Here is a 14,517-nt window from a genome sequence, read left to right on the forward strand (position 1 = left end):
CCGCGCGTCAGTGCATCGCGCGCAGATTAGGCCGATCAGGCGATTTGCAACAGCAGCCCTTTCAGGTATTCGCCTTCCGGGAACGCCGTCAGCAGCGGATGATCGACGCCCGCGCCCAGACGTTTCAGGATCCGCGCATCGACGCGCGCGTCGGCGGCCGCGCCCGCGACGATCTTCTGGAACAGTTCCGAATCGATCGCGCCGGAGCATGAATACGTGAAGAGCAGTCCGCCCGGACGCAGCAACTTGAAGCCGCTCAGGTTGATGTCCTTGTACGCGCGCGCGGCGCGATCGACGGTTTCCTTCGACGGCGCGAACTTCGGCGGATCGAGCACGATCAGGTCGAAGCGCTGGCCTTCGTCGTAGAGACGGCGCAGCGTCTTGAACGCGTCGGCGTCGAGCCATTCGGCTTTTTCCGCGTCGAAGCCGTTCGCCGTGACGTTTGCGCGTGCGAGCGCAAGCGCTTCGCCGGACGAGTCGACGGAAACCACGCGCGTCGCCCCGCCTTTCAGCGCGGCAAGCGAAAAGCCGCCGGTGTAGCAAAAGCAGTTCAGCACTTCGCGGCCTTGCGCGTTCTGCGCGACGAGCACGCGGTTGTCGCGCTGATCGACGTAGAAGCCCGTCTTGTGGCCGTTACGCACGTCGACGTGATGGCGCACGCCGCATTCGTTCGTGATGAGCGTCTCGGGCGGCGCGTCGCCGGCGAGCACGCCCGTCGTCTGTTCGAGGCCTTCCTTCTGGCGGATCGACACGTCCGAGCGCTCGTAGACATTCGGGCAGCCGGTTGCCGCGATCAGCGCCTGCACGATCGCTTCCTTCCACGACTCGACGCCCGTCGCCATGAACTGGCAGACGAGCTGCGCGTGCGAGCCGACGTCCGCGACGTAATAATCGACGATCAATCCCGGCAAGCCGTCCGCTTCGCCGAAGATGAGGCGCGTGGCGCCGGTGTCCTTCACCATCGTCTCGCGATGCCCGACGGCGCGCTGCACGCGGCGCTTGAAGAACGCGTGATCGACAGGCTCGCTTTCGTCGAACGTCCAGACGCGCGCGCGAATCTGCGAGTGCGGGCTGTACGACGCGCGCGCGAGAAAGCGCCCGTCGGCGGCGCGCACGGTGACGGTGGCGCCGGGCGCGGGATTGCCGTCGATGCGCGCGATGGCGTTCGCGTAGATCCACGGATGGCGGCGGACGAGCGATCTGTCCTTCGCCGGTTTGAGCGTGATGGTGTTCATTGCAGTGACAAGTGCAGCGCGCGGGGCGCTGTCGGGATCAATCGCGCTTCTTTGCGCGCGGGTGCGCCGCATCGTAGACGCGGGCGAGATGCTGAAAATCGAGCGACGTATAAATCTGCGTGGCGGTGATGCTCGCGTGGCCGAGCAGTTCCTGCACCGCGCGCAGATCGCCGCTCGATTGCAGGACATGCGTGGCGAAGGAATGCCGCAGCACGTGCGGATGCACGTTCGACGGAATGCCGGCCTGCAACGCGAGCCGCTTCACGCGCTCGCGCACCACGCCGGGCGACATGCGATTGCCGCGCACCGAGACAAAGAGCGCGTGCGGATCGAGCTTGACGAACTCGTCGCGCACGGCGATCCACGCGCGCAATGCGTCGATCGCCTTGCTGCCGACGGGCACTTTGCGCATACGCTTGCCCTTGCCCAGAACCGTGACTTCCGCGCTGTCCAGATCGATCCAGCCCTCGGACGTGTGTTCCTTGGTATCGACGTGACGCACGTCCAGCCCGACGAGCTCGGCGAGCCGCAAGCCCGACGAGTAGAAGAGTTCGAGAATGGCGTGATCGCGCAGCGCTTCGGTCGTGCCGGCCTGCGGCGCGTCCATGAGCCTCATGGCGTCATCGACGGAAAGTGCTTTCGGCAGCGTCTTGTCGCGTTTCGGGGCGCGCACTGTCGCGACGGGATTCGCGGGCATCTCGACGCGCTCGGCGAGCCATCGATAAAACGCGCGCCACGCCGACAGCCGATGCGCGATCGAACGCGACGACAGCCCGCCCGAGTGCGCCCGCACGACCGCGCCGCGAATATCGGCGGTGGTCAGCGATTCCAGCGGACGGCCTTTGGCGAGGGCGCGCAGTTCGCTCAACTCGTGCGTGTAGCCGCGCAGCGTGTGCTCGGACAGATGCCGCTGATGCTCGAGCATCGCGAGATAGTCGGCGATCGCACCGTCCAGCGGGACTTCCTTCGGGGCGGCGGCGTCGGCGGCGGCGTTCATGTTCAGTACGGCAGCAAGCGAGACAGCGCGGCGCTCGCCAAGGCGCCGATGTGCGTGAGGAAGTCCGTCGCCATCCCGTCGTGGAAGCGTCGCGGATCGGGCGAGCCCATCACGAGCAGACCGAAGCTCGGTGCATCCGGTCCGGCTTGCGGATCGCGCAGCGCGATCAGCGACACGGATTCGATCTTGCGGTCGGTGTCGGGCGGGCCGTCGCTGGGCGGGACCGTCGCCGATGCCGAGTTCGCCGCGCCGAGCCACTGCGCCGCCGCGAATCCCGTGTTCGCGCCGCAATACGGCGCGGCGAGACTGCTCGTGAAAATGCGCACTTCCTCGCCGACCTGACGCGCGAAATCCGCTTGCCGATACGCTTCGTCGATATCCCACACGCGCAGCGCGGCGTGCGGCACGTCGAAGACTTCGCACAGGCCCTTGCTGATCGTCGCGGGCAACGCGTACGGATCGCGCTGCGAAATCACGCGCACGGTCCAGCGGTTGAACTTGGTCGAGATGCTGTCGTTCTCGTGGCCGTAGCGCAGCAGCTCGGCGAGACGCCGTTCGAGTTGCTTGTTCTTGTCGCGCAGCATTTCCATCTGGCGTTCCTGAAGCGACACGGCGGCTTTGCCGTGCGGATTCGAAAGCCGGATGGTGCCGAGCAGTTCCGCGTGCTCGGCGAAGAAATCGGGGTTGTCGAGCAGGTAGTCGGCGACTTCGCGTGGATTCATGGTGACGTGTGTGCGTTAGACGATGCGATCGAGCTCGATTTCGCCCTCGAAAACGGTCGCTGCGGGGCCCGCCATGAAGAGCGCGGAGGATTCGTCGCGCGCGCCGTTCCAGCTTATCGTGAGCGTGCCGCCATGCGTTTCGACGCGCACCGGCGTATCGAGGGCGCCGCGGCGGATGCCGGCAGCCACGGCGGCGCACGCGCCCGTGCCGCACGCGAGCGTTTCGCCCGCGCCGCGTTCGTAGACGCGCAGCTTCACCGAATGGCGATCGACGATCTCCATGAAGCCCGCGTTGACGCGCTTCGGAAAGCGCGCGTGACGTTCGACGAGCGGGCCTTCGATCAGCACCGGATATGCCTCGACATCGTCGACGATCTGAACCGCGTGCGGATTGCCCATCGATACGACGGAGATCAGGCGCGTTGCACCGTTCACGTCGAGCGGCCAGAGAATGTCGTTGCCTTCCTTGCGGCCTTCGAGCCCTTGCGCGTCGAACGGCACACGAGGCGGATCGAATACCGGCGTGCTCATGTCGACGACGACTTCGCCGTTTTCCTGCATCGTCAGCGTGATGATGCCGTTCTGCACCTGCACGCGCACGGTGGACGCGTCGGTCAGCCGGCGATCGCGCACGAACTTCACGAAGCAGCGCGCGCCGTTGCCGCAGTGCTCGACCTCGCCGCCATCGCAATTGAAGATGCGATATTTGAAATCGACGCCGTCGATCGTCGGCTTTTCGACGAGCAGCAACTGATCCGCGCCCACGCCGAAATGGCGGTTCGCGAGCGCGCGCACTTGCTGCGCGGTCAGATCGAGCGCCTGCGTGTAGCCGTCGAGCACGACAAAGTCGTTACCCGCGCCTTGCATCTTGGTGAATTTCAGTTTCATCGCGCTATTGTATGTGACCCGCAAGTGCGGCGTTTCGCGCCGCGCACGCTTCAGTAAAAGCCCGGCTCGCCCGGCGGCCGCGTCTTGAAGCGCTTGTGCACCCAGTAATACTGTTCGGGCATGTGCGGAATCTGCTCTTCCAGGAACGCATTCATGCGGCGCGCGTCGGCTTCGTCGTCGCCGGTCGGGTAGTTGTCCCACGGCTCGAAGATCTTCAGCCGATAACCCTTGTAGTCCGGCAGCACCTCGCCGATGAACGGCACGACCTGCGCCTTGCCCGTCTTGGCGAGCCGGCCGACAGCCGTCAGCGTGCAGGTCGGGACGCCGAAGAACGGCACGAACGTGGAGTTGCGCATGCCGTAGTCCATGTCCGCGCCGAGCATCACGGGCTTGCGGTCGCGCAGCCAGCGCAGCACGATGCGCGCGCTGTCGGCGCGGCTCGCCATGTCGGCGCCGAAGCGGGCGCGCTGCGCCTTCGCGAGTTCCTCGATCTGCGGATTCGAAAACGGCTGATACAGCGATCCGCATCGCCGATGCAGCGAATAGTTCAGGAAGATCGACCCCGCTTCGATGCCGACGAAATGCAGGCCCAGAAAGAGCGTGGGCGGCAGATCGGGATCGGTGAGATCGACGGCGCTATCTACCTGAATCAGCTTTTCGAGCTTTTTCGCCGAGCCGAACCACTGCACGCTGCGCTCGACATAACTGCGGATCGCATGCCGGAAATGTTTCTGCGCGATGTCCTCGCGCTTTTCGTCGGACCACTCCGGAAAGCACAGCTTCAGGTTCGTGTGGACGATGCGCTTGCGCCGGCTCGGAATCTGATAAAGCAGCCAGCCGAGGCCGTCGCCGAAACGCGCGGTGATGCCGTAAGGGATGAGCGCCAGAAACTTGAGAAAGCCGATGGCGAGCGCCACGCCGATACGCCCTAGCATGAGCGGCTCCAGCGAGCGGACGGACGACCGCGACGTGCGGATGATTGATGCGTGGCGGGTAGCGACAAAAGCGTTCGGCTCTGTGAAAACAAGGGAAACCGGTATAATAGAACCTTCGCCGAGTTAATGGACAACTTGCGGGGCGAAGCGGGCTGGAGACTTCTGAACTTCTGGAAGTCGCCGGCCTGGAAAGACATCCGCTAAAGCGTCGCCGCTTCAGACTCCAAACGAAGACGGCTACGTGAATATCAACCGTACTCAAATGGAGTCTGAAGCGTGTCAAACGACTATCTCTTTACTTCCGAATCCGTTTCCGAAGGCCACCCGGACAAGGTCGCCGATCAAATCTCCGACGCCATCCTCGACGCCATCTTGTCGCAGGACAAATATTCGCGCGTCGCGGCGGAAACGCTCTGCAACACCGGTCTCGTCGTCCTCGCGGGCGAAATCACGACCACCGCCAATGTCGATTACATCCAGGTCGCGCGCGACACCATCAAGCGCATCGGTTACGACAACACCGACTTCGGTATCGACTATCGCGGCTGCGCGGTGCTCGTCGCGTATGACAAGCAATCGCCGGATATCGCGCAAGGCGTGAACAAGGCGCACGACGACAACCTCGATCAGGGCGCCGGCGACCAGGGTCTGATGTTCGGCTACGCGTGCGACGAAACGCCCGAACTGATGCCGCTGCCGATCCACCTCTCGCACCGCCTCGTCGAGCGTCAGGCCGATCTGCGCCGCGATGGCCGTCTGCCCTGGCTGCGTCCGGACGCGAAGTCGCAAGTCACCGTGCGTTACGTCGACGGCAAGGCGCACTCCATCGACACCGTCGTGCTCTCCACGCAGCACTCGCCGGACATCGACCTGTCGCAACTGCGCGAAGCGGTCATCGAGGAAGTCATCAAGCCGACGCTGCCGAAGGAACTCATCAAGGGCGACATCAAGTTCCTGGTGAACCCGACGGGCCGTTTCGTCATCGGCGGTCCGCAAGGCGACTGCGGTCTGACGGGCCGCAAGATCATCGTCGATACGTACGGCGGCGCAGCTCCGCACGGCGGCGGCGCGTTCTCGGGCAAGGATCCGTCGAAGGTCGACCGCTCGGCGGCTTACGCAGGCCGCTATGTCGCGAAGAACATCGTCGCGGCCGGGCTCGCATCGCGCGCGCTGATTCAGGTGTCGTACGCAATCGGCGTCGCGCGTCCGACTTCCGTGATGGTGAACACGTTCGGCACGGGCCGCGTGTCGGATGCCGAAATCACGAAGCTCGTTCAGGAGCACTTCGATCTGCGTCCGAAGGGCATCATCCAGATGCTCGACCTGCTGCGCCCGATCTACGAAAAGACGGCGGCATACGGCCACTTCGGCCGCGAAGAGCCGGAATTCTCGTGGGAAGCCGCGGACAAGGCGCTCATCCTGGCGGAAGCGGCAGGCACGGAACCGGTAGTGAGCGTGGCGTAAAGCCATCCGCTGAACGGGCGGGACAAGGACCGGCGAGCATTGCGCTCGCCGGTTTTTTTTGCGCTTTCGCGGCGCGATTTTTGCGTGATCCTCGGGCAATATCACCGCCGCCGATGGAACCGCCATGCCGTACGACACGCTTCTCTCACCTGTCTCCATCGGCAATCTTCAACTGCCGAATCGCGTCGTGATGGCGCCGCTCACGCGCAACCGCGCGTCGCAGCCCGGCGACGTGCCGTCCGAAATGAACGCGCACTATTACGCGCAGCGCGCGAGTGCGGGACTCATCGTCACCGAGGCGACGCAGGTTTCGCGGCAAGGTCAGGGTTATTTCGCGACGCCGGGCATCTATTCGGATGCGCAGGAAGCCGGATGGAAGTCCGTCGTGGGCGCGGTTCACGCGCGGCACGGACGCATCGCGTCGCAGTTCTGGCATGTGGGGCGCGTGTCGCATCGATCGCTTCAGGAAGGCGGCGCACCGCCTGTCGCGCCGTCCGCAATCCGCGCGCGCAATACGCAGGTGTTCGTGAAAAACGATGACGGCTCATACGCGATGACCGACGCCGACGACCCGCGCGCGCTCGAAACCGACGAGTTGCCGGGCATCGTGCTCCAGTTCGTCGATGCCGCGCATCGTGCGCAACGTGCCGGTTTCGACATGATCGAGGTGCACGCGGCCAACGGCTATCTGCTGCATCAGTTCATGGCGACGGGCACCAACCGGCGCACGGACGACTACGGCGGCGGCATCGAAAATCGCGTGCGGCTGGTCGTCGATCTGCTGGAGGCGGTGGCCGGCGTGATGGGCGCGAATCGCGTGGGCATTCGCATTTCGCCGAACTTCACGGGATTCGATCTTCAGGACGATGAAGGCGACGCTTCATCGTTGTATCTGGCGCAGGAGTTGAAGCGCATCGGCATCGCGTACCTGCATCTGGCGGAAGGCGACTGGACCGGCGGCGCGCCGCTTTCGGAAGACTATCGCCGCGCGCTGCGCAAGGCGTATGACGGCGCGATCATCGTGTGCGGCGAGTACACGGCGGAGGAGGCGAACGCGCGCATCGAACGAGGCGATGCCGATGCCGTGGCTTTCGGTCGCGCGTATATCGCCAATCCGGATCTGGTCGAGCGCTTCGCCGCAAACGCGCCGCTCAACACGCCCGACGAAGCGACGTTCTACGGCGGCGGCGAAAAAGGCTACACAGACTATCCGTCACTCGACGACGCCAAATCCGGTTGAGCGCTTCAGCGCGCAGCGAACGCGTACCAGCCGGCGCTACTCGCCGACACGCGACGCGGACGGCGGCTCGTCAGCGCGGCGGCCTTCGGTTTGGGCGATGGGGCGCGCAACTGCACCGGACGGCGCAGCAACGCACGCAACGACACCCGGCGCGATGCAGCGCGCACGCGCAAATTGAAGAAGAACCCACGGACCCACGACCGGATGCCGTCGACCGGATGCACGTTTTTCAATTGCTCGGCAAGCACCTGCGTGCGTGCGGAGTGATGGCGCAACGCGCGGATCATGCCGCGGCGGGCAGGGCGCGCCGCTCGCGAGGCAACGCGAGTCAGGCCAATAGCGATTCGGTGGTTCATGTCAGCGGAAGGTCGGTTGCGTGGAAGCAAACTCGACGATAGTCGTCTCAAAATTAGCGTTCAAGGCTTCGATTCAACGGCGTTTGCTTAGTTGCACCGAAATGACGCGCCCAATGTACAAGACCTTTATTACCCGGGTAAGTCCGCGTTTTCCCTGCCGTTTTATGAAGCGTTTGCTGATAAAAATCAGCCGATGCATTGCCGCACGGGCCTTCCCGCGCTGCCGGATTTACAATCGTCGTATTCGCCCCAATTCTAGGTATAGCGTCGACGGCATGAATAAAATCGAAAGCCGTTGGAGGCAAAAACTGAAATGTCAGATCAAAACGCATTGAAATCGAAAAAGGAACAAGTGCGCGAGTTGCGCGAAAAAGGCTACGTGATCGTGAAGGGGCTCGTCACGAAAGAACGTTGCGACGCGATGCGCGAGGTGGCGCGTCAGCAGCTCGCCGACGCTGCCGCGCCACTGGAGTTCGAGGCCGATCTGAAATATCCCGGTGCGCCCGATTCGAAGGACGCGCCGGGCGGCCATACGGTGCGGCGTCTTCTGGACGCGTATGTGCGGCATCCGCTCTTCGCGGAATTCGCGACATCGCCCGACGTGCGCGGCTGGATGGAGCTGTATTTCGGCGAGACGCCGTATCTATCGCGCGCGCATCACAACTGCATGATGACGAAGCATCCGGCGTACGGCAGTCTGACCGGCTGGCATCGCGACGTGCGCTACTGGGCGTTCGAGCGCGACGATCTCGTGTCCGCGTGGGTCGCGCTCGGCGACGAAACGGTGGATAACGGCGCGCTGTGGTTCGTGCCGACATCGCACAAGCTGCCGTTCACGTCCGATCGTTTCGACGAAGCCAAGTTCTTCCGCTCCGATCTGCCCGAGAACGCCGCGCTGATCCGCACGGCGGTGTCGCCTGAACTGGAACCGGGCGATGTCGTCTTCTTTCACTGCAACACGCTGCACTCGGCGGGTAAGAACCTGACCGATCAGGTGAAGTTCTCGCTCGTGTTCACGTATCGCGGCGCGAGCAACGTGGCGCTGCCCGGCACGCGCTCGGCATCGAAACCGGAAGTGCCGCTGGTCTGAAGGTCAGCGCTTCGAAGGAATCGCGAGGCCGATCAGCCCCGCGAGCGACGCGACGATCCCGCCCGCGATCAGCCAGATGGTCTTGTTCGTGGGCGAGCCGGTGAAGAAGCGTGCGACGTCGTTGGAGAGCGAATGAAACGACTGGCCGCCGAAATACAGCAGCACGACGCCGCCGACAAGCAGCGCAACGGAAATCGCTCGGGTCATATCGTGTTCTCGTAACTTGAGGGCGCGTCAGGTTAGCGGGTCTGCGCGGGCGCGTCCACTGCGCTCAGGCAGCTTGCGCTTCCTCGCGCGTGTAGGGCTGGATCTTGCGGAGCAGATCGGCCATCACGTACTGATGATCGCTCCTGTTCGTCCACGCGCCGAGGTTGTACTTGACGCCGGTATCCGTGTAATCGGTGACCGCGACCCACGGCGCCGACGGCCCGTCCTGCACGATGCGCGAATCTTCGCTCATCAGGCTGCGCAATTCCGCGAGCACGTGCTCGACCTTCAGCCCATGCTGCGCCTGAAAATTGATGACGACGCGACGGCGATCGTTCGCGCTGTAGTTCGTGATGGCATTCGCCTAGATGAGGCTGTTCGGCACGAACATGACGATGCCGTCGGCTTTCGTGAGGCGCGTCGTGAAGAGTCCGATCTCGTTGACCGTGCCCGCCGTCGTGCCGACGCCTTCGATGTAATCGCCCACACGGAACGGCCGCAGCAGCAGGAGCATCAGACCGGCCGCGATATTCTGCAGCGTGCCTTGCAGCGCGAGGCCGATGGCGAGGCCGGCGGCGCCGAGCACGGTCAGGATGCTGGCCGCGGCGATGCCGAACTTGCCGAGCGCCGCGACGATGGCCACGACGCGAATCGCCCACATCGCCAGGCTGGCCAGCACGGGCGTGAGCGTGGCGTCGACATTGGTGCGGGCGAGCGCGCGGCGCATGGCGTTCGCGACCGTGTTCGAAATCCACCATCCCACCGCGAGAATCAGCAGCGCCAACAAGATGTCGATGCCATAAGTCACGGCGATGGCGGTGAAGGAATCGTAGGCGGGGCGCAGTCGGTCGATCGAATCCATGGGTCATGCTCCTTGCAAAAGAATCTGCATTGGTCCGGATTCGCGTTGGATCGTTCCCCTTACTGACCATCCGGCCGATGCCGAATTGGGAGGCCGCGGCGCGTGTCGTGCGCGCTCAGCCCCGATTGGCTTACCATTGACGCCCTTGCAGGGCGCGGGCGAGTGCTCGTTTCCTGTTGGTCGCCGTCCGATCAATTAGCAATCCGCAGAGGAAATCCGTCATGGCCTACGAAGCAGCGTCCGAGCGATACACGCAGATGCAATACCGCACCTGCGGCAGGAGCGGTTTGAAGTTGCCCGCGTTGTCGCTCGGTTTGTGGCATAACTTCGGCGATACCACGCCGATCTCCACGCAACGCGACATCCTTCGCGCCGCGTTCGATCTCGGCGTCACCCATTTCGATCTCGCGAACAACTACGGCCCGCCGTACGGCAGCGCAGAGGCGAACTTCGGGCGCATTTTCAAGGACGACTTTCGGCCGTATCGCGACGAATTGCTGATTTCGTCGAAGGCTGGCTGGGATATGTGGCCCGGTCCATATGGTCAGGGCGGCGGCTCGCGCAAATACGTGCTGGCGAGCCTCGACCAGAGCCTGAAGCGCATGGGCCTCGATTACGTCGATATTTTCTACTCGCACCGCTTCGACGCCGACACGCCGCTCGAAGAAACCGCCGGCGCGCTCGCGACCGCCGTGCATTCGGGCAAGGCGCTGTACGTCGGCATCTCGTCGTATTCGGCGACGAAAACGCGTGAAATGGCGAAGTTGCTGGCCGAGCACAAGGTGCCGCTCCTGATCCATCAGCCGTCGTACAACATGCTGAATCGGTGGATCGAGGAGGAACTGCTCGATACGCTCGACGATGTCGGCGCAGGCAGCATCGCGTTCACGCCGCTCGCGCAAGGTCTGCTGACGAGCAAATACCTGAACGGCGTGCCGCAGGACGCGCGCGTGAACAAGCCGGGCGGCGGCTCGCTAAAGCAGGAGCATCTGAGCGACGCGAACCTCGCGCACGTGCGCAAGCTCAACGACCTCGCCCAGAAGCGCGGCCAGAGCCTCGCCCAAATGGCGCTCGCGTGGGCGCTGCGAGGCGGGCGCGTGACCTCGGTGCTGATCGGCGCGAGCCGGCCGGAACAGGTCGCGGAGAACGTCGGCGCGCTGAAGAACCTCGAGTTCACGAAGGAAGAGCTCGCGGAGATCGACCAGCACGCGCAGGAAGGCGGCATCAACCTGTGGGAAAAGCCGTCGACGGATCAACGCGTCTGACGCGCCGAGCCTTTCGGCAGAAGGGTATTTCGGGATAGGACGGCATCCGTTGCTATCATGCGGGCTCGGCGGCTTTTCGGCAGCGATTGCGATCGCCGCCGGTTCAGGCCGCCGTCCGTGCAGCCAGCCGAAAGCGCATTTCTTCAGCACGCACGTTCGCCCACGAGGCGCACGTGCGCGCCTTTGCCGGCGAAACGACGTTCGGACCGCGAAACGACTATCGGGTTAAAATAGCCGATTGCGCCGGGCTGTCTGGTTTTTTGCGCGACCTTCACGCATGGCGCGGCGTGAGACGCTGTCTTCGAATCTCGGGTTTCGGGTCAAATCGGCAACCTTCACCATTCGATCGTCTGTTCGGCAGCGCAGCGCCCTCGTAGCGCCCTTTATGTTCGACGCCGGCCCGGCGTGGCATCGGCTGCAATCAGCCGCGAGCGTCAGAGCGTCACCGCTTTCGCACAGTTAGAGCACAGTTCAAGAAGCCATGAGCAACCTTAATTCTCAAACCGTTCTGAGCGTCCATCACTGGACCGACACGCTTTTCAGTTTCACCTGCACCCGCGACAGCTCGTTCCGCTTTGAGAACGGCCAGTTCACGATGGTGGGTCTCGAAGTCGAGGGCAAGCCGCTTCTGCGCGCCTACAGCCTCGCGAGCGCGAACTACGAAGAGCATCTCGAATTTCTGAGCATCAAGGTTCCGGACGGCCCGCTCACTTCGCGCCTGCAACATTTGAAGGTCGGCGATTCGGTGCTGATCGGCAAGAAGCCGACGGGCACGCTCGTCGCCGACAACCTGCTGCCCGGCAAGACGCTGTGGCTCCTGTCGACCGGCACCGGCCTCGCGCCGTTCATGTCGATCATCAAGGATCCGGACGTCTACGATCGCTACGAAAAGATCGTGCTGACGCACACCTGCCGTTTCGTCGATGAACTCGCGTACAAGGATTTCATCACCGAGCACCTTCCGGCGCACGAGCATATCGGCGAAATCGTCTCCGAGAAGCTCGTGTATTACCCGACGGTCACGCGCGAAGAATTCGCGAACCGCGGCCGCATCACCGATCTGATCGAGACGAAGAAGCTGTTCGCGGATCTCGCGCTCGAACCGTTCTCGATCGAAAACGATCGCGTGATGCTCTGCGGCAGCCCGCACATGCTGCGCGACACCCGCGAGTTGCTCGACTCGATGGGCTTCCAGGAAGGCAGCAACAACCATCCTGGCCACTATGTCGTGGAAAAGGCGTTCGTCGGCTGAGTCGGGACGAACGCAGTTTTGCAAAGACCGGAGCCTCGCGCTCCGGTTTTTTTTCGCCTGCGCCAACTCCGCCTTGTTACAAATTGGCGGTCGTCAGTAAGTGTTTTTCCTACGCATTAGATGCAGCGAACTTGGTAAACGACATGAAGTTCGTCCGTCGAAGCCTTGTCGGACATGGATTTATAATATTTTTGAGATATGATCCGTTTACGCTGAGACGGCGCGCACGACCGTGTAGTCCGTCATCGATGTTACAGAGTGTAAATTCAGTTACGCCTCTCGTGAGTTGGCCGAGGACGTAGCTCCAGTTGCGCTCAACGCGAGGATAGTGAATGAATCCGTCGGCCACGATCACGCTCGATGAGAGCCCGATTCGCCGCGCCCCGCTGCGCGGGGTTCCGTCACCGTTGCCGGAACGCTCCGGCGCGTCGTTTGCCTCTCCGTATTCCGCGCTGATCGACGCCAAGCTCAAGGGCGATCGCCAGATTCAGCGACTCGCCGCCCGCGTCCAGGAACTCGCCGCGCTGCTCGCCGTCACTGAAGAGCGCGCGCGTCAGGCGCTTGCGCAGGATTTCCACGACGGAACCGGCGCCGCGCTCACCGTCGCCAGTCTCGCGCTCGCGCGCGCCGAGCACCGCTTGCCCGCCGACGCGCCCGCCGCGTTCGGCGACGCGCTGCTTCAGGCGCGCGCGGCGCTTGCGGAAGTCTGCGAGACGAGCCATCGCATCGTCGAGGGGCTGCAGACGCCGGCCTTCGAAGCGAACTTCGCCGCCACGCTTAACGACTGGATCGCGAGCTTCGGCGCCCGCACGGCGATTTCCGTCGAATTCTCCTGTCCGGACGATGCGCGGCTGGATCGCATGTCGCACGACATGTCGCTCGCGCTCTTTCGCGTGATGCAGGAAGCGCTCGGCAACGTCGCGCGCCACGCGCAGGCCGCGCACACGAGCGTGACCGTTTCGCTCGACGGCCAGGGCGTGACGCTCACCGTCACCGACGACGGCGTCGGCATCAGCGCGGCCGCGCGGCGCAAGAGCGGGCGCTTCGGTCTCTCGGGGATGCGCGCGCGTTGCGAGGCGCTCGGCGGCACTCTGCGCGTCGCGGCGGCGAAGCCCGTCGGCGCATGCGTGCGCGCGCGTCTGCCGTGGTCCGCGGCGCGTCCCGGTCTTTTCACGCTCGGCTCGCTGCACATGTTCAGCGCCTGAGGCCGCCCGCGATGCTCCGAATTCTGCTCGCCGACGACCACGCCATCGTGCGCCGCGGCGTCGCGCAATTGCTGCTGGAACGCGGCGTTGCATCCGAAGTGTCCGAGGCCGAGACCGGCATGCAGGCGCTCGCGCTGGCCGCGCGCCGACCGCTCGACATCGCGATGCTCGATATCTCGCTGCCGGACGTCAACGGTATCGACGTGCTCAAGCGTCTCAAGCGCGAAAACCCGCGCTTGCCCGTGCTGATGTTCTCGATGTACCGGGAGGATCAATACGCGGTCCGCGCGCTGAAGGCGGGCGCGTCGGGATATTTGTCGAAGACGGCGGACCCCGCGCTGATGATCGGCGCGATCCAGCAGGTCGCGGCGGGCCGAAAGTACGTGAGCCCGGAAATGGCCGAAGCGCTCGCGACCTACGTTTCTCTCGACACCGACCGCCTTCCGCACGAAAAGCTGTCGGACCGCGAATACCAGACGCTCTGCATGCTCGCGTCGGGCAAGCGGCTGACCGATATCGCCCTCGCTTTATCGCTTTCGGTTAAAACGGTGAGCGTTTATCGCGCGCGGTTGCTGGAAAAGATGAAGCTCGCCAATAACGCCGAGCTTACGTTCTACGTGATGAGCAACCGCCTCGTCGATATGAACCCGGCGATCGCCGGATAATTTTTATCTTAATCGAGATAAATTTGTAGCAAATCACCGCAACATTGCGTCGCGTGCCCAATAAGCGGGCAATCTTCGAGTCTCCGATAAAATGTCGGGTTTTCCCGCAGCCGGGCGCCCGCGCGCGCCAGAAG

General features: G+C 63.7%; 16 protein-coding genes. 7 read left to right on the plus strand and 9 right to left on the minus strand.

The annotated features are described in order from the left end of the window. Positions 1-35: 35 nt before the first annotated feature. From QCE73_RS14650 to QCE73_RS14670, 5 genes are read right to left on the minus strand one after another with little or no spacing between them, the layout of a single operon-like run. On the minus strand, positions 36-1,235 hold the full coding sequence (locus QCE73_RS14650) for a class I SAM-dependent rRNA methyltransferase (protein WP_309881805.1): 1,200 nt from the start codon (positions 1,233-1,235) through the stop codon (positions 36-38). Positions 1,236-1,272: 37 nt separating this feature from the next. Then, positions 1,273-2,232 carry a tyrosine recombinase XerC gene (gene xerC / locus QCE73_RS14655; protein WP_309881806.1) on the minus strand — a complete coding sequence of 320 codons (960 nt, stop codon included), beginning with the start codon at positions 2,230-2,232 and terminating at the stop codon, positions 1,273-1,275. Between the two features lie 2 nt (positions 2,233-2,234). Next, positions 2,235-2,954 carry a DUF484 family protein gene (locus QCE73_RS14660; protein WP_035499455.1) on the minus strand — a complete coding sequence of 240 codons (720 nt, stop codon included), beginning with the start codon at positions 2,952-2,954 and terminating at the stop codon, positions 2,235-2,237. Between the two features lie 15 nt (positions 2,955-2,969). After that, positions 2,970-3,842, minus strand: coding sequence for a diaminopimelate epimerase (gene dapF / locus QCE73_RS14665; RefSeq protein WP_309881808.1), 873 nt, complete (start codon positions 3,840-3,842; stop codon positions 2,970-2,972). A 50-nt stretch (positions 3,843-3,892) separates the two neighbouring features. Next, the gene (locus QCE73_RS14670; RefSeq protein ID WP_309881810.1) at positions 3,893-4,777 is read right to left on the minus strand and encodes a lipid A biosynthesis lauroyl acyltransferase; all 885 of its coding nucleotides are present in this window, start codon (positions 4,775-4,777) and stop codon (positions 3,893-3,895) included. A gap of 276 nt (positions 4,778-5,053) precedes the next feature. On the opposite strand from QCE73_RS14670, the gene metK reads away from it, so the two are divergent. Both metK and QCE73_RS14680 read left to right on the plus strand, forming a co-directional pair. Continuing rightward, the gene (gene metK, locus QCE73_RS14675) at positions 5,054-6,241 is read left to right on the plus strand and encodes a methionine adenosyltransferase (RefSeq protein ID WP_309881812.1); all 1,188 of its coding nucleotides are present in this window, start codon (positions 5,054-5,056) and stop codon (positions 6,239-6,241) included. Positions 6,242-6,365: 124 nt separating this feature from the next. Beyond that, positions 6,366-7,481, plus strand: a complete 1,116-nt coding sequence (locus QCE73_RS14680) for an alkene reductase (protein WP_309881814.1) — start codon at positions 6,366-6,368, stop codon at positions 7,479-7,481. Between the two features lie 5 nt (positions 7,482-7,486). On the opposite strand, the gene QCE73_RS14685 is transcribed toward QCE73_RS14680, so the two are convergent. Then, entirely contained in the window at positions 7,487-7,837 is a 351-nt protein-coding gene (locus QCE73_RS14685) for a hypothetical protein (RefSeq protein ID WP_309881815.1), read from the minus strand. A 313-nt stretch (positions 7,838-8,150) separates the two neighbouring features. On the opposite strand from QCE73_RS14685, the gene QCE73_RS14690 reads away from it, so the two are divergent. Further along, positions 8,151-8,927 (plus strand): phytanoyl-CoA dioxygenase family protein, encoded by a 777-nt coding sequence (locus tag QCE73_RS14690; protein ID WP_187608137.1) that lies wholly within the window; start codon positions 8,151-8,153, stop codon positions 8,925-8,927. A 3-nt stretch (positions 8,928-8,930) separates the two neighbouring features. Here QCE73_RS14690 and QCE73_RS14695 read toward each other — a convergent pair whose 3' ends face one another. The 3 genes from QCE73_RS14695 to QCE73_RS14705 all read right to left on the minus strand — a co-directional run bounded on the left by QCE73_RS14695 (position 8,931) and on the right by QCE73_RS14705 (position 9,996). Continuing rightward, positions 8,931-9,134, minus strand: coding sequence for a DUF3185 family protein (locus tag QCE73_RS14695; protein ID WP_035499468.1), 204 nt, complete (start codon positions 9,132-9,134; stop codon positions 8,931-8,933). A 64-nt stretch (positions 9,135-9,198) separates the two neighbouring features. After that, positions 9,199-9,387: a hypothetical protein gene (locus QCE73_RS14700; protein WP_309881818.1), complete on the minus strand. Its 189-nt coding sequence runs from the start codon at positions 9,385-9,387 to the stop codon at positions 9,199-9,201. Between the two features lie 111 nt (positions 9,388-9,498). Next, entirely contained in the window at positions 9,499-9,996 is a 498-nt protein-coding gene (locus QCE73_RS14705; RefSeq protein WP_309881820.1) for a mechanosensitive ion channel domain-containing protein, read from the minus strand. Positions 9,997-10,217: 221 nt separating this feature from the next. On the opposite strand from QCE73_RS14705, the gene mgrA reads away from it, so the two are divergent. From mgrA to rqpR, 4 genes are all read left to right on the plus strand, one after another. Beyond that, entirely contained in the window at positions 10,218-11,261 is a 1,044-nt protein-coding gene (gene mgrA / locus QCE73_RS14710) for an L-glyceraldehyde 3-phosphate reductase (RefSeq protein WP_309881821.1), read from the plus strand. A 481-nt stretch (positions 11,262-11,742) separates the two neighbouring features. Beyond that, positions 11,743-12,513, plus strand: a complete 771-nt coding sequence (locus QCE73_RS14715) for a ferredoxin--NADP reductase (protein WP_035499472.1) — start codon at positions 11,743-11,745, stop codon at positions 12,511-12,513. A gap of 332 nt (positions 12,514-12,845) precedes the next feature. After that, positions 12,846-13,718 (plus strand): ATP-binding protein, encoded by an 873-nt coding sequence (locus QCE73_RS14720; RefSeq protein ID WP_309881823.1) that lies wholly within the window; start codon positions 12,846-12,848, stop codon positions 13,716-13,718. Between the two features lie 11 nt (positions 13,719-13,729). After that, on the plus strand, positions 13,730-14,383 hold the full coding sequence (rqpR, locus tag QCE73_RS14725; RefSeq protein WP_035499475.1) for a response regulator transcription factor RqpR: 654 nt from the start codon (positions 13,730-13,732) through the stop codon (positions 14,381-14,383). The last annotated feature ends 134 nt before the right edge of the window (positions 14,384-14,517 follow it).

The sequence above is a fragment of the Caballeronia sp. LZ029 genome (assembly GCF_031451275.1).
Lineage (GTDB): Bacteria > Pseudomonadota > Gammaproteobacteria > Burkholderiales > Burkholderiaceae > Caballeronia > Caballeronia jiangsuensis.